Origin of the sequence: Streptomyces sp. NPDC094032, from assembly GCF_040303965.1 — a bacterium.
Taxonomy (GTDB): Bacteria; Actinomycetota; Actinomycetes; order Streptomycetales; family Streptomycetaceae; genus Streptomyces.
This window is the reverse complement of the sequence record NZ_JBEOUE010000001.1, coordinates 74,226-93,506: the sequence shown is the minus strand read 5'-3', so window position 1 is coordinate 93,506 and position 19,281 is coordinate 74,226. Positions and strand designations below refer to the sequence as shown.

The 19,281-nt window shown below is 72.5% G+C and carries 16 protein-coding genes; 9 read left to right on the top strand and 7 right to left on the bottom strand.

The window, feature by feature from the left end:
- Positions 1 to 27: 27 nt before the first annotated feature.
- Positions 28 to 954 carry a LysR family transcriptional regulator gene (locus ABTZ54_RS00265; RefSeq protein WP_351654740.1) on the bottom strand — a complete coding sequence of 309 codons (927 nt, stop codon included), beginning with the start codon at positions 952 to 954 and terminating at the stop codon, positions 28 to 30.
- An 81-nt stretch (positions 955 to 1,035) separates the two neighbouring features.
- On the opposite strand from ABTZ54_RS00265, the gene ABTZ54_RS00260 reads away from it, so the two are divergent.
- The 4 genes from ABTZ54_RS00260 (at position 1,036) to ABTZ54_RS00245 (ending at position 7,176) form a co-directional block, all read left to right on the top strand.
- Positions 1,036 to 1,866: a Rossmann-fold NAD(P)-binding domain-containing protein gene (locus ABTZ54_RS00260; protein ID WP_351654736.1), complete on the top strand. Its 831-nt coding sequence runs from the start codon at positions 1,036 to 1,038 to the stop codon at positions 1,864 to 1,866.
- A gap of 113 nt (positions 1,867 to 1,979) precedes the next feature.
- Positions 1,980 to 2,588, top strand: a complete 609-nt coding sequence (locus ABTZ54_RS00255) for a type 1 glutamine amidotransferase family protein (protein ID WP_351654733.1) — start codon at positions 1,980 to 1,982, stop codon at positions 2,586 to 2,588.
- Between the two features lie 104 nt (positions 2,589 to 2,692).
- Positions 2,693 to 5,632 (top strand): AfsR/SARP family transcriptional regulator, encoded by a 2,940-nt coding sequence (locus ABTZ54_RS00250; protein ID WP_351654730.1) that lies wholly within the window; start codon positions 2,693 to 2,695, stop codon positions 5,630 to 5,632.
- Between the two features lie 299 nt (positions 5,633 to 5,931).
- Positions 5,932 to 7,176, top strand: coding sequence for a cytochrome P450 family protein (locus ABTZ54_RS00245; protein ID WP_351654727.1), 1,245 nt, complete (start codon positions 5,932 to 5,934; stop codon positions 7,174 to 7,176).
- Here the strand turns inward: ABTZ54_RS00245 and ABTZ54_RS00240 are convergent.
- The 4 genes from ABTZ54_RS00240 to ABTZ54_RS00225 all read right to left on the bottom strand — a co-directional run bounded on the left by ABTZ54_RS00240 (position 7,173) and on the right by ABTZ54_RS00225 (position 11,266).
- Positions 7,173 to 8,834, bottom strand: coding sequence for an amidase (locus ABTZ54_RS00240; protein ID WP_351654724.1), 1,662 nt, complete (start codon positions 8,832 to 8,834; stop codon positions 7,173 to 7,175). The genes ABTZ54_RS00245 and ABTZ54_RS00240 overlap by 4 nt on opposite strands.
- A gap of 256 nt (positions 8,835 to 9,090) precedes the next feature.
- Positions 9,091 to 9,258, bottom strand: a complete 168-nt coding sequence (locus tag ABTZ54_RS00235; protein ID WP_351654721.1) for a hypothetical protein — start codon at positions 9,256 to 9,258, stop codon at positions 9,091 to 9,093.
- 134 nt (positions 9,259 to 9,392) lie between these two features.
- Positions 9,393 to 10,046, bottom strand: coding sequence for a response regulator transcription factor (locus ABTZ54_RS00230; protein WP_351654718.1), 654 nt, complete (start codon positions 10,044 to 10,046; stop codon positions 9,393 to 9,395).
- Entirely contained in the window at positions 10,034 to 11,266 is a 1,233-nt protein-coding gene (locus ABTZ54_RS00225; protein ID WP_351654715.1) for a sensor histidine kinase, read from the bottom strand. The genes ABTZ54_RS00230 and ABTZ54_RS00225 overlap by 13 nt, the downstream gene beginning before the upstream one ends.
- 171 nt (positions 11,267 to 11,437) lie before the next feature.
- On the opposite strand from ABTZ54_RS00225, the gene ABTZ54_RS00220 reads away from it, so the two are divergent.
- The 4 genes from ABTZ54_RS00220 to ABTZ54_RS00205 all read left to right on the top strand — a co-directional run bounded on the left by ABTZ54_RS00220 (position 11,438) and on the right by ABTZ54_RS00205 (position 17,096).
- Positions 11,438 to 12,172, top strand: a complete 735-nt coding sequence (locus tag ABTZ54_RS00220; protein ID WP_502997155.1) for an ABC transporter ATP-binding protein — start codon at positions 11,438 to 11,440, stop codon at positions 12,170 to 12,172.
- Positions 12,169 to 14,586 carry an ABC transporter permease gene (locus tag ABTZ54_RS00215; protein WP_351654708.1) on the top strand — a complete coding sequence of 806 codons (2,418 nt, stop codon included), beginning with the start codon at positions 12,169 to 12,171 and terminating at the stop codon, positions 14,584 to 14,586. Before ABTZ54_RS00220 ends, ABTZ54_RS00215 begins: the two co-directional genes overlap by 4 nt.
- Positions 14,587 to 14,700: 114 nt before the next feature.
- Positions 14,701 to 15,864 (top strand): serine hydrolase domain-containing protein, encoded by a 1,164-nt coding sequence (locus tag ABTZ54_RS00210; protein WP_502997154.1) that lies wholly within the window; start codon positions 14,701 to 14,703, stop codon positions 15,862 to 15,864.
- A 152-nt stretch (positions 15,865 to 16,016) separates the two neighbouring features.
- A complete protein-coding gene (locus ABTZ54_RS00205) occupies positions 16,017 to 17,096 on the top strand; it encodes a serine hydrolase domain-containing protein (RefSeq protein ID WP_351656357.1) in 1,080 nt (359 codons plus the stop codon).
- A 7-nt stretch (positions 17,097 to 17,103) separates the two neighbouring features.
- Here ABTZ54_RS00205 and ABTZ54_RS00200 read toward each other — a convergent pair whose 3' ends face one another.
- Together ABTZ54_RS00200 and ABTZ54_RS00195 are read right to left on the bottom strand one after the other, a co-directional pair.
- Complete coding sequence (locus ABTZ54_RS00200) at positions 17,104 to 17,418, bottom strand: hypothetical protein (protein WP_351654705.1); 315 nt, start codon at positions 17,416 to 17,418, stop codon at positions 17,104 to 17,106.
- A 118-nt stretch (positions 17,419 to 17,536) separates the two neighbouring features.
- Entirely contained in the window at positions 17,537 to 18,433 is an 897-nt protein-coding gene (locus tag ABTZ54_RS00195; protein ID WP_351654702.1) for an SGNH/GDSL hydrolase family protein, read from the bottom strand.
- A 190-nt stretch (positions 18,434 to 18,623) separates the two neighbouring features.
- Here ABTZ54_RS00195 and ABTZ54_RS00190 point away from each other — a divergent pair, with 190 nt between their 5' ends.
- Complete coding sequence (locus ABTZ54_RS00190) at positions 18,624 to 19,268, top strand: hypothetical protein (RefSeq protein ID WP_351654699.1); 645 nt, start codon at positions 18,624 to 18,626, stop codon at positions 19,266 to 19,268.
- Positions 19,269 to 19,281 lie beyond the last annotated feature (13 nt).

Below are 19,281 nucleotides of genomic sequence, written 5' to 3'. Positions count from 1 at the left end.
AAGACTCCCCGCAACATCCGGGCTCCGTCAGCAAGGACCTTCGGAACTCCCGGACTTGGCCGGTCGGGTGAGGATCCTGGTGGCGTGGGCGCGGAAGGCGGCCACCAGGGGGTTGCGGTCGAGGGTGCGGGTCGCCAGCACGACGTGGCCGGCCTCGACCCCGTCGAGCGGGACGGTGGTGAGATCGGGGCGCAGGGTGTGGGTGGGGACGGAGATGGCCACCGCGCGCCCTTCCGCGATGAGTTCGAACTGGTCCGCCACGGCCTCGATCAGCGGGCCGTCGGGAGCCGGCCGCCCGTCGGGCCGTGGGTCGATGCGCCAGAAGGCGCTCAGGAGCGGGTCGGCCCCCCGTACCCGGGGCAGGGGTTCGTCGGCGATGTCGTCGAGGGTGACCGACTCCCTCGCGGCCAGCCGATGGTCCACCGGCACCACCAGGACGCGCGGCTCGTCGTACAGGGCCGTCACATCGAGGCCGTCGGTGGCGAAGGGCAGCCTGGCGACCACCGCGTCCACGCGGTGGTCGAGCAACGCCTGGCGCGGTTCGCCCGGGTCGAGCTGGAGCGTCCTGACCTCGGCTGCGGGGTGCCGGCGGCGCAGTTCGCGTACGGCCGGGGTGACGATGATGCCCGGCGTGTGACCGACCGCGATACGGCTGGGCAGGCCGGCGGCCCGGGTACGTGCCGCGGCCTGGTCGGCGGAGCGCAGCAGCGCGGTGGCGAGCGGCAGGAAGACCTCGCCGGCCTCGGTGAGGTGATTCCCCTGGGGCGTACGTTCGAAGAGGCGGACGCCGAGCTGTTGTTCGAGGCGGCGGATCTGGCGGCTCAGGGACGGCTGCGTGGTGTGCAGGGCTTCGGCGGCCCGGCCGAAGTGCCGGTACTCGGCGACGACGGTGAAGCACCACACCAGCCGAAGGTCGAACGCGGCCGGGGGTGGTGGCGGTGTCGGATCAGGCACGCGACCCGCCCCCTGGGCGGCCTGGTGGAGGCCGTGAGCAGGGGCGATACGCGTAACGTATCGGCTCCTGCGGAACCTTCATTGGACCCGGCCCGGGCGGTCGATCCACAGTGGAACCACCAGGCGGGCACGGCTTCGAACACCCCGCTTCAGGACCTCGACTCCCCCATCCCCCAGGAGACTTGCCATGCGTGTGCGGACCTCGACGGGCTGCGCGCGGCGGCGGCCGAGGCCGAGGGCGTCGTCCATCTGGCGTTCGACCACGACTTCGCGCGGCACGCGGCGGCGGCGGCGGGCGCCGAGCTGGCCGCGATCGAGGCGTTCGGTGGCGCCCTTGAGGGTTCGGGCCGTCCGCTGGTCGTCGCCTCCGGGGGGCCGGTGGGAAGCGAGCAGGACACGCCGCCCGCCGCCGGCAGCCCCCGGATCGCCGGTGGTCGGGCCGCGCTCGCCCTCGCCGGGCGCGGCGTGCGCTCCTCCGTCGTCCGGCTCGCGCCGACGGTCCACGACGACCGCGCGTGCGGCCTCGTCCAGCAACTGGTCGCCACCGCCCGCCAGAAGGGCGTCTCCGGCTACCTCGGCGACGGCGCCAACCGATGGCCCTCGGTCCACCGGCTCGACGCCGCACGCCTGTTCCGCCTCGCGCTGGAGAAGGCACCGGCCGGATCCGTACTCCACGGAGTGGGAGAGGAAGGCGTGCGAATCCGCGCCGTCGCCGAGGTCATCGCCCGCCGCCTCGACGTCCCCCTGGCCCCCGTCGCCACCGAGGACGCCGCCGCCCACTTCGGCTTCCTGGCACGCATACTCGGCAACGACATGACCGCCTCGAACACCCTGACCCGGCAGTTGCTGAACTGGCGGCCGACCAGGCCGACCCTCCTTGAGGACCTGGACAGGGGTCAGTACTTCGGCTGAGCGGGCGCACGCGGGCGGTGGCCGACGGTGGGCCGCCTTGCCGGGATTGGCTATGGCCCGGTGTCCACGGCCCGGGGAGGCTGGATGTCCGTGCCGTCTTCGGAGGAGTCGCGATGCAGGTAGCCGTGGTCACATTCGACGGGTTCAACGAACTGGACAGCTTCATCGCGTCCGCGCTCATCAACCGGTGCCGCAACGAGGGCCTGGAGGCCTTCATCACGACGCCGAGCCCTGTCGTCACCTCCATGAACGGCGTCGAGGTGACCGGGCAGCGCCCGATCGGCTTCGTGTCGGAGGCCGACGTCGTCCTGATCGGCAGCGGGGTGAAGACCCTCGACGTGGTCGCCGACGGCACGCTGCTCTCCATGCTGCCGCTCGACCCGGCACGCCAGCTGATCGGCGCGCAGTGCTCCGGCGCGCTGGTGCTGGCCCACCTCGGGCTGCTGGCCGGCATGCCGGCCTGCACCGACATGACGAGCCGGCCGTTCGTCGAGGCGCGCGGCGTCCCCGTCCTGGACGCTCCGTTCCACGCCCGGGGGAACATCGCCACCGCCGGTGGCTGCCTGGCCTCCCAGTACCTCGCCGCCTGGGTGATCTCGCGGACGCTCGGCGAGCACGCCGCCCGGGACGTCCTCGACTACGTGGCCCCGGTCGGCGAGAAGGAGCGGACCGTCGAGCACACCCTCCACGTCCTTCGGGCGGAGGCCGGTCTCGGCGTCTGAACGGGAATATCTCTTTCCGCCAGGCATCCCCAGGATCGTGGTACGGACGTATGCTGTGCGGCCCGGAGGTTCGTGGGACAGGGGGCGGCCTGGTGGAGGGGCAGGTGGTCGGGATACGGCTGCTCGGGCCGGTCGAGTTGTGGCCGGACGAGAGCGGGCCGGCGCCGATCAGTGGGGCGAAGCGGCGGGCCGTGCTGGCTCTGCTCGCGTACGACCTGGGGCGATGCGTCCCGGTGGAGCGGTTCTACGCGCTGCTCTGGGGAGCGGAACCGCCCGTCCATGCGAAGGCCGCCCTCCAAGGGCATGTCGCCGCGCTGCGCAAGATCCTCGCCGGGACCGGGTTCGAGCTGCTCACCCGGCCGCCCGGGTACCAGCTGATCGGCGCCCCGCACTCCGTGGACGCCATGCTGTTCCGCCACCTCGCCGAGCGGGCGCACACCCAGAGCGGCGACCAGGCGGCGTCGGCCTCCTGCCGTCAGGCGCTCGGGCTGTGGCGCGGCGCCGCGCTCGCCGACCTGCCCGACACCGAGCTGCGCAGCAGGATGGCGGGCGAACTCGACGAGATCCGCGTCGGCGTGCTCGTCGAGTGGGCCGAGCAGCAGCTCAGGCTCGGTACGGCGGCGGCGGCGATCCCCGCCCTGGAACAGTGCGTCCGCGCCGACGGCCTGCGGGAGCCGACCGTGGCCGCCCTGATCCGCTGTCTCCATCAGGCGGGCCGTACCTCCGATGCCGTGGCCGCCTATCACGAGGCCCGGATGCGTCTCGACGAGGAGCTGGGCATCACCCCGGGGGCGGTCCTGCGGGAGGCGTTCACCGCCGTGCTCGGTGGAGACCCCGGCGGACGCGTGCCCGCGCAGCGGAGCGGCGGGGACAAGGCGGTGGCCTCGGGCGACGGACCACCCGCCGCCGACTCCCCGGCCGCGCCGGGCGGGGCGGTTGGGGCGGGCGGGGCGGGCGGGGCGGTCGACGCCACGAGTGGTGGGGGGCTCGACGTGCGCGCGCGGCTTCCCCGGGTGCCCGCCGGGTTCGTCGGGCGCGCCGCCGAGACCGCCTGGCTGGAGCGGACCTGTGGGCCGGACGGATCGGGGGCCCGGTGCGCGATCGTGGCCGGGGCGGCGGGGTCCGGGAAGAGTGCGCTGGTCGTACGGTGGGCCCGCGAGTCGGCGGAACGTTTCGCCGACGGATGTCTCTTCGCCGATCTGCGCGGATTCGACCCGGCCGGTGCCACTGAGCCCGGCGACGCCCTCGGGCAGCTCCTGTACGGGCTCGGGGTGCGCGGCGGCGATCTGCCCGAGGAGGTCGCGGCGCGGGCGGCGCTCTATCGCGAGCGGACCCGTGGCCGCCGGCTCCTGGTCGTGCTGGACAACGCCGCCGGGTCCCGCCAGACCGCCGACCTGCTGCCCGCCGGGCCGGACTGCTCCGTCATCATCACGAGCAGGAACTCCCTGGAGGACCTGATCGTCACCGAGGGCGCCGCCCTGCTCCACCTCGACGCCCTGCCGCCCGCCGACGCGATGCTGATGCTGGAGCAGGTGCTCACCGGACAGCGGGTCCGGGAGGAGCCGGAGGCGGCCCGGCGTCTTGTCGAGCTGTGCGACCGGCTGCCGCTCGCCCTGCGCATCGCGGCCTCCCGGCTCGCGGCCCGGCCCGGCTGGACCCTGGCCGACCTCGTCGAGGAGCTGGAGGACGAGCAGACCCGGCTGATCGCGCTGGACACCCAGGGCACGACCGGCGTACGGACGGCGCTGTCGGTCACGCACCGGAACCTGCCCGCGGACGCGGCCCGGCTGCTCGCACTGCTCGCCGTCCACCCGGGCGCCGAGGTCGCGGCCACCTCGGCCGCCGCGCTGCTCGGCTCGGACATCGGGCGCGCACGCGACGCGCTGGGCTCGCTCGCCGCGTACCACCTGCTCAACGAGAGCGCCCCGGGGCGGTACGGACGCCACGACCTGGTCCGTCTCTTCGGGGCCGAGCTGCTGGAGGACGAGCCGGCGGAGACGGGCCGCGCGGCCTTCGCGCGGCTCCTGGACCACTATCTGGTCGCGGTCGGGCGCTGCTCGGCCATCGTCCAGCCCGGTCCTGAGGTCCACGAGCCGCTGGAGTTCGTCCCCCGGGCGCTGCCCCGCACTCCCGACGTACGGGCCGTCCACGCCTGGTTCCAGGCGGAGGAGCCGGTCATCCGCGCCCTGGTCGTGACGGCCACCGAGCGCGGCGAGCACGAGCGGGCGTGGCGGCTCGCGCATGTGGCGAGCCGGGTCTATCTGTCGACCGGGCGGCTCAGCGACCGGGCCGGCTGCATGCGGGCCGGGCTGCGCGCCGCGCGCCTGTGCGGCACCGTCCGGGCGGTGGCCACGCTGGAGGCGTGCACGGCCGACGCGCTGATCGACTGCGGGCAGCTCGACGAGGGTCTCGTCCTCGCCGAGCGGGCCGTGGAACGGACGACGCCCGCCGACGGCAACGCGCACATCCAGGCCGTCATCGCCTTCGCCATGGCGCACTACCACGCGGGCAACCGCGAGGCCGGGTACGCGGCCTCCGAACGGGCCCTCGATCTGGTGCGGACGACCGGTCTGACCGAGTACGCGGCCCGCGTGTACAACAACGCGATCGGGTTCAAGGGCATGGCGGGCGAGCACGAGGCCAGCCTGCTGCTGGCCCGCGAGGCCCGGGAGATCCTCCGGGACCACCCCCACTCCTCGTACTACCTGATGGCGACCTTCAACGAGGGCGTCACCCTGATGGCGCTCGGCCGGATGACCGAGGCCCAGCTGGTCATCGCCGAGGTCGAGGAGCTGTGCCGGGTGACCGGATCGCCGCGGGTCCTCGCCGAGTTCCGGTCGGTGCACGCCAGTACGCTGCACGACCGCGGGCAGGTCGAGGAGGCGGTGCCGCTGCTGCGCACGGCGCTGGAGATGTTCACCGAGCTCGACGACGCCATCAAGGTCACACGCGTGCGGGGGCTGTTGGACGCGTGGGAGCGCGAGCTCGCCGGAGCGGCTCCCGCCCGCGCGGCACGGGACACCCCGGCGGCGGAGGCGTCCTGAGCGGTGCCCGGGGGCGCTGGGCCTCAGCTTCCGGGCCTCCCTCGTGCCGGCCTTCCGCGGGCCGGCGCCTCGCGTCCGGGCGTGAGCGTTCACGGGTCCACCGTGGCGCACCCCGCCAACGCCGCGCCAACGCGCCGCCAACGCGCGCCCTGCCCCCCGCCCTGCCTCCACCCTGCCCCGCCCGGCTGTCCGGTCCACCGAGTGGACACCAGGTGAACTCCCGGGGTGGTGGCCCGCGTTCGGTCCGGGTGACGGCCCGAACGCGGCCCGGCTCACCCCATGCGAAAGGCAGGCACGGCATGACAGCGACGCCCACCGCGGAACCCTTCGTCCTGGACCCCCTGGCCCTCGACCGCCACGGCGAGCACCACCGGCTCCTCGCGGCCGGGCCGCTCGTCCGGGTGGAGCTGCCGGGCGGCGTGCGGGCGTGGACGGTGACCCGGCAGGAGATCGCCAAGGAGCTCCTCACCGATCCCCGGTTCGTCAAGGACATCACCCACTGGGGTGCCTGGCAGCGCGGCGAGGTGCCCGAGGGGTGGCCGCTGATCGGGACGGTGACCTCGCCCCGGAGCGTCGTCACCGTGGACGGCGCCGACCATCGCAGGCTGCGCTCCTACACCGCCGCCGCCTTCACGCGGCAACGCGTGGAGGCCCTGCGGCCCCGCGTCGAGGAGATCACCACGCGGCTGCTCGACGGCCTCGGCGGGCGGGGCGCGGACGAGGTCGTGGACCTGAAGGACGCCTTCGCCTTCCCCTTGCCCATGAGCGTGATCGGGTCGCTGTTCGGCCTCGCCCAGGAGCACGCCGACCGGCTGCGGGGCCTGTACGACTCGCTGTTCAGCAGCCTCACCTCCCCCATGGAGACCCTGGAGACGCTCGCCCGGCTCCAGGACTTCTACCTGGGCCTGATCGCCGAGAAGCGGGCCGCGCCGGGCGACGACCTGACCAGCGCGCTGATGGCCGCCCGCGAGGACGGCGACCGGCTGAGCGACGTCGAACTGCGCGGCACGCTGGGGGTGATGGTCGCCGCCGGGCACGAGACCACGGTCAACCTGCTGGTCAGCGCCGTACGGGCGCTCTGCGTCCACCGGGAGCAGTTGGAGCTGGTACGGGCCGGTGAGGCCACTTGGGAGGCGGTCGTCGAGGAGACGCTGCGCTGGGCCTCGCCGGTGAACAACTTCCTCTTCCGGTACGCCACCGAGGACGTCGAGGTCGCCGGCCGGGTGGTCGCGAAGGGCGAACCCCTGCTGATGTCGTACGGGGCGATGGGGCACGCCCCGGAGTCGCACGGGCCCGACGCGGACCGCTTCGACATCACCCGCGCCTCCATCCGGCACCTGTCCTTCGGCCACGGCCCGCACACCTGCCCGGGCGCCCAGCTGGCCCGTCTTGAGGCGTCCATCGCCCTGCCCGCGCTGTTCGCGCGGTACCCCGATCTGGACCTCGCCGTGCCCGCCGCGCGCCTGGAACCCAACCCGACGGTCGCGCTGCACAGCTACCGGGCGCTGCCGGTACGGCTCGGGGCCCGCGCGTCGGCGTCCTAGGACCGGCCGGGCAGGGTCGGGAGGTAGGCGGGCGCCTCGCGGACCGGGTTGGCGCGCTCGAAGGCGTACGCGTAGCTGAGCAGGTTCGCGTCGCTGTAGCGCGTTCCGAGGAAGGAGAGGCCCAGCGGCAGCGCGTCCCGCGCGTAGCCGGCGGGCACGGTGATGTGGGGGTAGCCGGCCACCGCGGAGGGGCGGGTGGAGCTTTCGAAGGGGGTGGGTTCGAGCGCTTCGACGGGAGGGGCGGGGAGGTTGGTGGGGGTGACGATGGCGTCGAGCCGGTGGGCGGCGAGGACGCCGTCGATGGCCTGCCGAGCCTGGAGGGTCGCGGCGCTGCGGTGCCGGCGGTAGTCCGGGGCGTCGACGTCTCCGTCGGTCTTGTCGGCCATCTCGAAGAGTTCCTGGCCGAACTTCGGCATCTCGACGCCGGCGTTCCGCTTGTTGTACGCGATGAGTTCGGTGAGGTTCTTGGGGTGGGGGCCGGGGGTGGCGGCCAGGTAGGCGTTGAGGTCGTGCTTGAACTCGGTCAGCACGGCGGGAAGCATGTCCTGCTGCATCATGTCCTTGGTGTCGGGCACGTCCGCGCCCTCGACGACGGTCGCGCCGAGCGTCCGGAGCCGCTGGACGGCCGTGTCGAAGGCGCGGTCCGCGGCCGGGTCGATGCCGATGTGTCCCTTGCGCCACACGCCGATGCGCTTGCCGCGCAGGGCGTTCGGGTCGAGCACCTCGCGGTAGTCGGAGGGGAGGGCGGTGTCGGCGTCGGAGGTGTCCTTGTCGGCGGTGTCCGATCCATGGATGGCCCAGAGCGCCAGGGCGGCGTCCGTGGTGTTGCGGGCGATCGGTCCCGCCGTGTCGTGGCGGCTGGTGATGGGGATCATGCCGCTGCGGCTGACCATGCCGAGGGTGGGCTTGACGCCGACGGTGGAGGTGACGCTCGCGGGGCACACGATGGAGCATTCGGTCTCGGAGCCGATGGTCACGGCGGCCAGGGCGGCCGCGGCGGCGACCGCGGAGCCGCTGGACGATCCGCAGGGGCTCCGGTCGAGGACGTAGGGGTTACGGGTCTGGCCGCCCGTGGCACTCCAGCCGGCCGTCTGCTCGGGGGACCTGAAGTTGGCCCATTCCGACATGTTGGCCTTGCCCAGGATCACCGCACCCGCGTCGCGCAGCTTCTTCACCAGGAAGGCGTCCTGGGCCGGCTTGGAGTGCAGCAGGGCCGTGGAGCCGGCGGTGGTGGGCTGGCGGTCCGCGGTGTCGATGTTGTCCTTGATGAGGACGGGGATGCCTTCCAGCGGCCCCCGCACCTCACCGGTGCGGCGCAGCTCGTCGCTCTCGCGTGCGAGGTCCAGGGCGTCCGGGTTCACGGTGACGACGGCGTGGAGGCGGGGGTTGAGGCGATGGATCCGGTCCAGGTACGCCTGGGTCAGTTCCTTGGACGTCAGCCGCTTGCCCTTCATGTCCTCCTGGAGTTCGAGGATCGTGGCGCGGTCCAGTCGCTCGTCCAGTCGTCCGTCGCGCTTCCCGTCGCGCTTCCCGTCGTTCTTCGCGGCGGACGGGGCCGCTCCGACGGTCGAGGTGGTGGAGGCGGCCGGCCGCGGACTCTCGTCCGGTGTGCAGGCCGCCAGGGGAACGAGCAGGCAGGCTGCCGTTACCGCAGTCACCGTGTGTCGTCGGGTGGTTCGAGTGAGCGAGCGCATCAGTTTTGCTTCTCCGTAGAGGCGAGGGAAGAAAGTCCCCGTGTCCGTACGAAGAGGCTATGAACCGCGTCTTTTCGGGACGACAGGGATGACTCCCGGTTCGGGAGGGGTGCGGACTACACCTCCCGAGGGGGGTGTCCGTTCTCCGCGTCGCACATGAGGAGGGGGTGTCCGGCTCACTGCCGGACACCCCCTCCTCAGATGCTCTCGCCGCTGCGGGTCACTTCTTCCCGCTGGTCAGCCACAGTCCCAGTGCCGATCCGACGAAGACGACACCGGTGCCGACGCCGGCCAGGACTCTCGTGGAGCCGGTGTAGTGGGCGAAGGTGCTGACGTAGACCGCCGCCACCGTGGAGACGAGGAGCAGCAGCCAGAGCACGGGCTTCATCAGGGGTTCCTCCTGCTTGTGTGCCCCCGGCGGCCCGGTGGGCGGCAGGGGTGGAATCTCTTACGTCATCCACTTTCTCTCCGGACCCCCGGTCGGCACATCGGACCGTCCCCCCGAACCGGGGGTGTAGCGCGCTACACCCCCGGGGTGGGTCCGGCGTTCAGGTAGGCGAGCACCGCGAGGACCCGGCGGTGACCGCTGTCGCTCGGCGGCAGGTTCAGCTTGGCGAGGATGCTGCCGATGTGCTTGCTGACGGAACGCTCGGTGATGAACAGGGTCGTGGCGATCGTGGGATTGTCCAGGCCCTGCGCCATCAGCCCGAGGACCTCCCGTTCCCGGGGGGACAGCGTGTCGAGCGGGTCGCGGCGGCTCATCAGCTGGGAGACGACCTCGGGGTCCAGGGCCGTGCCGCCCGCGGCGACGCGCTCCAGCGCGTCCTGGAACTCCTCGATGTGTCCCACCCGGTCCTTGAGCAGGTAGCCGATCCCCGAAGCGCCCTGTCCGAGCAGCTCGGCGGCGTAGCTCTCCTCGACGTACTGGGAGAGCACCAGGAGGGGCAGGCCGGGGATGAGTTTCCGGGCCTCTATGGCGGCGCGCAGCCCCTCGTCGCGGAATCCGGGTGGCAGCCGGACGTCCAGGACGGCGACGTCGGGCCGATGTTCCAGCAGGGCGGGAACAATCTCGGGCCCGCTTCCCACGACGGCCACGATCTCGTGCCCGACATCCTCCAGGAGCAGAATCAGGCCCTCGCGGAGAAGGACGTTGTCCTCCGCGATCACGATCCGCACGGCAGCACCACCTCAATCGTCGTTCCGGAACCGACAGGGCTGTCGATCCTCGTCGTACCGTCCAGGGCGGCGACGCGTCGGCGCACCCCGGCGAGTCCACTGCCCGAGGTGGAGCCGGGTACGGCCCCGCCGCGTCCGTCGTCCCACACGACGACGCGCAGCGTGGGGCCGTCGTACCGGAGCGACACCTGGGCGCGGGTCGCTTCGCTGTGCTTGGCGATGTTGGTCAGCGCCTCGGCGACGACGAAGTAGGCGGCCGCCTCGACGGCGGCGGGGGGCCGGCGGTCGGTCTCGGGCAGGTCCAGGGTGGTGGGGATGGGCCGGCCCGCGGCCAGGGAGCGGATGGCTCCGTTGAGTCCCCGGTCGGAGAGGATCGGCGGGTGGATGCCGCGGATCACCGTGCGCAGTTGGACCAGTGCCTCGTTCACGGTGGTCCTGGCGTCGTGCACCAGTTGCCTGGCGCTCTCGGGGTCCTTGTCGAACCGGCGGTCGGCCAGGGCCAAGCGCATGGCCACCGCGACGAGTTGCGCCTGGGTGCCGTCGTGGAGGTCGCGTTCGATGCGTCGGAGTTCCGCCTCGTGGGCCTGGAGGGCTCCCGCGCGGGAGGCGGTCAGCTCCTCGATCCGCCGCCCGGCGCCGGTCCAGGTGCCGAGCATGCTCTCCGCGATCCATGTCTCCAGCCGCACCGCGGCGGGCGCCAGCCACAGGAAGAGCGCGGCGATGAGCCAGACACACACCGCGGACAGGACGATCGCCTGCATCCAGGTGGTGAGGGGGGCCGCGAGGAGGGTGAGGGTTCCGCCGGGGACGGTCCACCACCACAGCGGGATGGAGATCGTCAGCAGCAGACTGAGCAGCACGCCCAGGACGAGGACGGGAAGGACGAGTCCCACGATGCCGTGCACCAGCATCCATGCCGTGTCCTTGCGGGTGGCCGGGGACCGCAGCAGTTGGAGCGTCCGCTGGTAGGCGTTGCCTTCGGGCGTCGGGTAGGGCCGGCGCACGGGGCGGCCGAGGACGCTTTCGGCGCGCCGGCGTTCGGCGTCGGCCAGGGCGCGCAGCGGCCGCACCGCCCACGGGAGGATCGGCGCGAAGAGCAGCGAGAAACAGACGAGCGGCAACAGAACGTAACCGACCAGCGAGGGGAGAGCGGTGGTGAGTCCGCCCAGCAGATACCTCGTGGATCGCAGGCTGCGGAGCGCTCTTGCCTTCAGGTCCATGGATCAAGACCGTACGTCACGGGGGTTCCCTTGTCATAAGTGCGCGCTACACCTGGCAGGTGGAGCGCGCTACACCCCGGGTTCGGGGGCGGGACGGCTGCCACCCGCAGGGCTTGCCTAGTTACGTTCGGTACTCGTTCTGAATCCGATCGAGGAACCGAGGGACCCATCATGCAACCGATGCCGACGACCCGGGCCACGCCGTTCGCCGTGTCCCTGGAGGAGGTCACCCAGTCCTACGGCGCGGTGACCGCGCTGGACCGGGTCAGCTGGGGGTTCCGCAAGGGCACTCTCACCGCGATCATGGGCCCGTCCGGATCGGGCAAGAGCACCTTCCTGCACTGCGCCTCCGGCCTGGAGCAGCCCAGCAGCGGAACGGTGCGGCTCGGCGATCTGGACATGGGCACGCTCCGCGAGACGCAGTTGACCCGGCTGCGCCGTGAACGGATCGGCTTCGTCTTCCAGGGTTACAACCTCATGCCCTCGATGGACGTCGAACGCAACATCACCCTCCCGCTGTCCCTGGGGAACCGCAAGGTGGACAGGCGCTGGCTGGACGAAGTGGTCCACCGGGTGGGCATGGCCGGCCATCTGGACCGGCTTCCGGCACGTCTGTCCGGCGGCCAGCAGCAGCGGGTGGCGGTCGCCCGAGCGCTCGTCACGCGCCCGGAGATCGTCTTCGCCGACGAGCCGACGGCCGCGCTCGATCCGAGATCGGCCGAGCACGTCCTGAAGCTGCTGCGTGACGCGGTCGACCAGATGGGACAGACGGTCGTGCTGGTCACCCACGACCCGGTGGCCGCCGCCTGGGCCGACAGCGTCGTCTTCCTGAGCGAGGGCAGGATCGTCGACGAGCTCACGGCGCCCTCCGCCGCGACCGTCCTGGCCCACTGGGGGACGCTGTGAGGCGCGGTATCGCCACCGGAGTGGCGGTCGCCCTGCTGTGCGCGGCCATGCTGACGGGCGCGTTCGGCGTCCTGCTGGAGTCCGCGCTGCGGGCGCACGGAGCGACCGACCGCTACGACCGGGCCGTGGCCGTCGTCGCCGAGAGCCAGCGCGTCGAGGTCGTCAAGGACGAACAGACCGATGTCAGGCCCCTGGTGGAACGCGCCCGGGTCCCCGTGTCGGTGGCCGACCAGGTGCGGAAGGTACCGGGGGTCACCGAGGTGGTCGCGGACGTCTCCCTGCCGGTGGTCACCGCGGACGGGGACGTGCGGACCGGCCGCGGCTGGGACGCGACCGCGCTCAGCGATGTCGAACTGCGTGACGGCCGGGCCCCGCACGCGGACCACGAGGTCGCGGTGGCCTCCGGCAGCGGCAAGGCCGTTGGCGACACCGTCCGGCTCCAGGTCGGCGGCAAGGCGCCGGAACCGTACCGCGTCAGCGGTCTGGTGGCCGGCGGGTCCGGTGCGGGCAGCGACGTCTGGTTCGGCCAGCGCACGGCACAGGCCCTCAGCGAGCATCCCGGGCGCGCGGACGCGCTGGTCGTGCTCGGCACGAAGGAGACGTCCGCCGAGACGCTGCGGGCAGCCGCCCCCGGGCTCGTCGTCGCGACCGGCGCGGACCGTGGCGACGTCGAGCACCCGGAGGTCGCGGCGGCACGACTCGACCTGATCGGCGTCTGCGCGTCGATCGGCGGAGTCGCCCTCCTGGTGGTGCTGCTGGTCCTGACCGGTCTCCTGGACACGTCCGTACGGGACCGCACCCGCGAACTCGCCGTCATGCGCGCCATCGGTGCCACCCCCCGGCAGGTCCGCAAGGTGATCGTCCGCGAGACGCTCAAGGTCGGGGTACCGGCGTCGCTCCTGGGCGGTGTGCTGTCTCTCGGGCTCGGCACCGTGCTGCACCGCTTCATGGCCGAGCAGGGCGTCCTGCCCCAGGCGCTGGAGCTCGCTCTGGGACCGTTCCCCGTCATCGGCGCCCTGCTGCTCACGGTGCTCACCGCGGTCGGCTCCGCGTGGCTCGCGACCCGACGGGTGTCCCGTATCCGGCCGGCCCAGGCCATGAGCGAGACCGCTGCCGAGCCGACCCGGCTGCCGCGCTGGCGCATGATCACCGGCCTGGTGCTCCTGGTCATCGGTCTCGCTTCGGCCGGCACCGCGTTCGCGTTCGGCGGGCAGGTGGCGACCGCGGCCATGGGCGGACTCGTCCTCTCCCTCATCTGGGCGGCCGCGATCCTCGGTCCCTCGATCGCCCGAGGGGGAATCGTCGTCCTCAGCCCCGTCATGCGCCTGCTGTTCCCGGTCCCGGGCCGGCTCGCCACCGACACGGCCACCGCCGCGGCCGTGCGACTCGCGTCGGTCATCACGCCGATCGCGCTCGCGCTCTCCTTCGGCGCCAGCCAGCTGTTCGTGCAGACCACCGCCGTCAACGCCACCCGGACGCAGGCGGCCGCGGGGCTGCACGCGGACCAGGTCCTCGTCTCGGACGGGCCGGGCGTGCCCCAGGCCATGTACCCGGCGGTGGAGAGGACGGCCGGACCGGGGAACGTGACCGCGGTGAAGCGCACCACCGTGGTGATGTCGGTCGCCGCCCAGCTCCAGTCCCTGCCCACCCAAGGGGTGAAGGGCGCCCTGTCCAACCTCGACCCGGGCGTGAAGGCGGGCCAGCTGAAGGGCCTGCACGGCAAGAACACCATCGCGCTCAGTTCGAACGTGGCCGGCGTGGACAAGGTCGGTTCGACCGTGTCCCTCTGGCTCGGGGACGGCACCGTGATCCAGCCCAAGGTGGTGGCCGTCTACGACCGGGGACAGGGCTTCGGGGACGTCCTGCTGCCGTACGACGTGGTCGCCGCCCACGTCACCGACGCGGGCCACGACGACTACCTCCTGGTGAAGGGAGACGCCGATCTGCGACCGGTGGTCGACCGTTTCCCCGGGACGCATGCCACGTCCGCCGACCAGTACAGCGCGGCCCTCACCGAGAAGGCGCGCGAGCAGGCGCTGCCCGGACTGCTCGCGGTCGCGGCGATCTCCCTGTTCACCCTGATCGGCGTGGTGACCACGCTGGCCGTCGCCACTGCGTCCCGCCGTCGTGAACTGGCGCTGCTCCGGCTCATCGGCGCGACCCGCGGCCAGGTGCTGGCGATGCTGCGGCTGGAGACCCTCCTCGTACTCGGTACGGGGACCGCCGTCGGCGCCGTCGTCGCGACGGTGACGCTGCTGACCTTCGCCGGCGCGGTGACCGGTCTGTCCGCGCTGTCGGTGTCCCCCGTGGTCTGCGCGGCCGTCCTCGGCACGGTGTTCCTGTCGGGCACGGCTGCCGTCATGCTGCCCGGCCGCCGGCTGCTGCGCCGCCGCAGGTCCCCTCGCATCTCGTAGCGGAACCGGGTCCCGTCTCGTAGCGGAAGCGGGTCCCGTCTCGTTCTTTCCCGCGCCGCGACCTCTCTGACCAACCCCCACCGATGTTGTTCCTCTACTGACAGGAGTCGTTCCATGCACGCACGCGTATCCCCCAGCTTCCGTCCCGCCCTTTCGCGAGGCGGCCGACGCAAGACCCTGCTCGCCGTGACCATGCTCACCGGGGCCGTCATGACCGCGACCGCGCTGTTCCCGGCCGCGGCCTCCGCCGCCAAGCCGAATCCCGTCCAGAAGAGCCTGAACACCCTGGTGAACGACGACCAGATACCCGCCGCGTCGGCGAGCGTCGTGGACCGCGAGGGCCGGACGCGCCTCTACACCGCGGGGGTCGGCGACCTCAAGACCGGCGCGAAGGTGCCCAAGGACGGGCAGGTGCGCGCGGCCAGCAACACCAAGGCCTTCACGGCCGTGGTCGTGCTCCAGCTCGTCGCCGAGAAGAAAATCGCCCTCGACGCCCCCGTCGACACCTACCTGCCCGGTCTGCTGCGCGGCGACGGCATCGACGGACGCCACATCACCGTCCGCCAGCTCCTCCAGCACACCAGCGGCCTGCCCGAGTACCTGGACAAGGGCGCGGTCCTCAAGGACCGGCAGCGGTACTACGAGCCGCGCGAGCTCCTCGACAGCGCCCTCGCGCAGAAGGCGCACTTCTCGCCGGGCGCGAAGTGGGAGTACAACAACACGAACTACCTGGTCGCCGGCCTGATCGTCCAGAAGGTCACCGGCCGCCCGCTGGGCGAGGAGGTCAACCGGCGCATCGTCGACCGCATCGGACTGCGCCACACCTACTTCCCCACCCCCGGGGACATGACCATCCGCGAGCCCCACGCCAAGGGCTACCACCGGGACACGCCCGACTCGCCCTGGCGCGACGTCACCGAGCTCGACCCGTCCTGGGGCTGGGCCGCGGGTGCGGTGATCTCCACCAACAGCGACCTCAACCGCTTCTACTCCGCGCTCCTCGGCGGCGAGCTCCTGCCCCCGGCCCAGCTCGCCCAGATGCGCACCACCGTCCCCGGGGGCGCCCCGGGTGTCCGTTACGGCCTTGGCCTCACCAGCACGCCGCTGTCATGCGGCGGCGTCTACTGGGGCCACGGCGGAACCATTCCGGGAGCCTTCACCTATGGAGGTGTCACGGAGGACGGCCGTGCGGTCAACATCGCGCTGACCGCCATGCCCGGCGACAGCGCCACCGAGGAGCACGCGCAGGCCGCTGTCGAGACGAGCCTGTGCCGCTGAATCCCTCACGGACCACCGGCGTTCGCTCCCTCCACCGTCACGACAGGAGTCGTTCCATTCACACACGCGTATCCCCTAGCTTCCGTCCCACTCTCTCGCAAGGCGGCCGACGCAGGACCCTGCTCGCCGTGACCCTGCTCACCGGGGCCGTCATGGCCACCGGCGGACTGTTCCCGGCCACGGCCTCCGCCGCCAAGCCGGACCCCGTCCAGAAGAGCCTCAACTCCCTGGTGACAGCCGACAGGATGCCCGCCGCGCTGGCGAGCGTCACGGACCGCGAGGGCCGGACGCGTCATTACACCGCGGGGGTCGGCGACCTCAAGACCGGCGCGAAGGTGCCCAAGGACGGGCAGGTACGGGCGGGCAGCAACACCAAGGCCTTCACGGCCGTGGTCGTGCTCCAGCTCGTCGCCGAGAAGAAGCTGGCCCTGGACGCCCCCGTCGACACCTATCTGCCCGGTCTGCTGCGCGGCGACGGCATCGACGGACGCCACATCACCGTCCGCCAGCTCCTCCAGCACACCAGCGGCCTGCCCGAGTACATGGAGTCCCCCCTCTTCGCGGACTTCCCCGCCGTGCGGTACCGGTACTTCGAGCCGCGCGACCTGCTCGACGGCGCCCTCGCGCAGAAGGCGCACTTCTCGCCGGGCGCGAAGTGGGAGTACAACAACACGAACTACCTGGTGGCGGGCCTGGTCATCCAGAAGGTCACCGGCCGTCCGGTGGGCGAGGAGATCGAGCGGCGCATCGTCGACCGCGTCGGACTGCGCCACACCTACTTCCCCACCCCCGGGGAGACGACCCTCCGCGAGGCCCACCCCAAGGGCTACGAACGGGAGACGGACGACGGACCTCTGGTCGACTACACCACCATGGACATGTCCATGGGCTGGGCCGCGGGCGCGGTGATCTCCACCAACAGCGACCTCAACCGCTTCTACACCGCACTCCTCGGCGGCAAGCTGCTGCCTCCGGCGCAGCTCGCCCAGATGCGCACCACCGTCCCCGCGGAGGCACGCGGCCCCGGCGTCCGCTACGGCCTCGGCCTCACCAGCACACCGCTGTCGTGCGGCGGCGTCTACTGGGGCCACGGCGGAACCGCCCTGGGATACCGGACCCGAGGAGGCGTCACGGACGACGGACGCGCCGCCGGCGTCGCGGTGACCACCGCGCCGACGGGTGCGGCCTCCCAGCGAGTGGAGGCCGCCGTCGACACGGCGCTGTGCCGCTGATCCTTCGTCAGACAGGAGCCGGGACCGCGTGCGGGACCGGCTCCTGCCGTGCCGGGGGCTCGCTCGGGCAGCGGTCGGGGTCGAGGAGGTGGTCCGCGTGCACGGGGTAGCCCATGCGGCGCAGGTCCGAGACGGCCTGCCGGGTGCGCCGGGCGCCGTCCCGGTCGGGGTCGCTGAGCCCGTACAGCCCCGGGCAGGCCGTCAGGGGCAGGAACTGCTCGCAGGCGAGCAGCCAGTGCGCCAGGTGCTCGGGGAGGCCCGCGGTGGCCGAGGCCACGAAGCCGAACTCGGGGTGGGCGCGGAATCTGAACGCGTCGGACATGGCGGAGTCCCTCTTCCGGTTCCTGCCACCGCGGGCGGGGCACCGCGGCGGTCGTGTCACGGACTGGAACGGGCGGCTCGGGCCGCCCGGTTCAGCCCGGTTCAGCCCGGCCGGCCGGTCAGAGTCTGCGGTCGCCGAGGGCGATCTCCATGGCGAAGGCGGCCGCGATGTAGGCGTAACCGCCGGGCGTGGGGTGCAGATCGCCCTTGCTGCACATGGTGGTCAGCGTGCAGATCAGAGCGACGTTCACCGGCACCGTGCCGTAGGCGGGGAGCGTGACGGTGTGCTCGAAGTCCGCCGTCCGCCAGATGCGGTCGGCGTCGACCACGCCGAAGCCGGCCTTGGTGTAGATCCCCTCCTCCAAGGTGTTGAAGGCGTCGGCGAGGCGCACCGACTGCCGGGCCTGCTCCTGGCCCGCCGGACCGCCGAGCCAGGCGGCCAGCAGCGGATCGAACGTACCCATCCCGACGTACGCGACCGAGCTTCCGCCCGCCGCCTTCAGCTCCTGCGTGATCGTGGTGAGGTTGGCGCCCACCCTGCCCATGGCGGCCGTCAGGCACGTGAAGTCGACACCGGTCGGGCGGGCGCAGGCGTTGACGTCGTTGGCGCCGATGTCGATCGTGACGTACGCGACCTGCCCGGGGTGGCTCCGAAGGAAGTCCACGGCCGCGGCCAGCTGGCTCCTCCGGTCGCCGTACGAGCACTTGCCGCCGTCCACGAAGGTGCCGCTGGTCTCGCCGCTGCACCCCAGCTTCACCAGCTTGAGGCCCGGCCGCACGACCTTGAGGAAGCCGTGCAGCCGATCGGCGTATCCGGCGTCGGTGTCGCCGAGGCCGGCCTGGTAGCCGGTGGCCAGCGAGTCGCCGAGGGAGAGGTAGTACGTCTCCGGCTGCGCGGGCGCGGCGGTGGCGGCGGACGTCGAGGCCAGGGTCATGGCGAGGGCGGCGGCGCCTACGCCGAGGGCGCGCAGAGCGCGGGGAATGCGGAGAGTACGGGGAGTAGTGGGAGTACGCATGGGTGCGGACCAGCCTGTCGTGTGGAGGTAGGGGTGGCGACGCTCTCATCGCGGAGAACGCCCCGGGAGCGTGCTCGGGTTCACCTCCGGTCCAGCGGATCACGCGCTGAACCCCCGGAGTCCCACGGGCCGTTCTGGCCAGCGACGCGACGCACCCGGGCGCCCGCGACACATCCCCCAGGAGACACCGATGAAGCGCCAGCGCGCTGCCGCCGTCCTCGCCATGACGGCCCTCGTCAGTACCGCCACCATCACCTCGGCCGCCGCCTGGCCGCCGGGCAGCATCACCGTGACGGCGGAGTGCGAGAACACCCCCGGCAAGATCACCCTGACCGTTCACGACGCGTACCGCGAGGGCGCGGACTTCACCCTCACCAACGACGTCGACACCCAGCGGATCACCGGCACCGTGCCCGGTCGCGGTGTTCAGAAGGTCACCGCGGACTACGCGGGCAAGCCGGTCACCTGGACCGTGAACGTCACCACGGTGAAGAACGAGCACCTCACGGACGCGGTGGAGGTCGGCGTGCTCGCCGGGTGCGCGCCGAAGACCCCGAAGCCGCCGAGCCCCACGCCGACCCCGACGCCGACCCCTACGCCGACCCCTACGCCGTCGCCGTCGACCGCTCCCCCGACCCCTAAGCCCTCGAAGTCGACCACTCCCCCGAGCCCGGAGCCCTCGAAGTCGACCGCCCCGCCCTCGACCCCGCCGGACCACCTGGCCGAGACCGGCGCGTCGGACGGCACGCTGATCGGGCTGGCCGCCGCGGGCGCGCTCCTGGTCGCCGCCGGTGGAGCGGTGACGGTCACCCGCAGGAACCGCCGCCAGGGCTGACGGGTACGGGCGG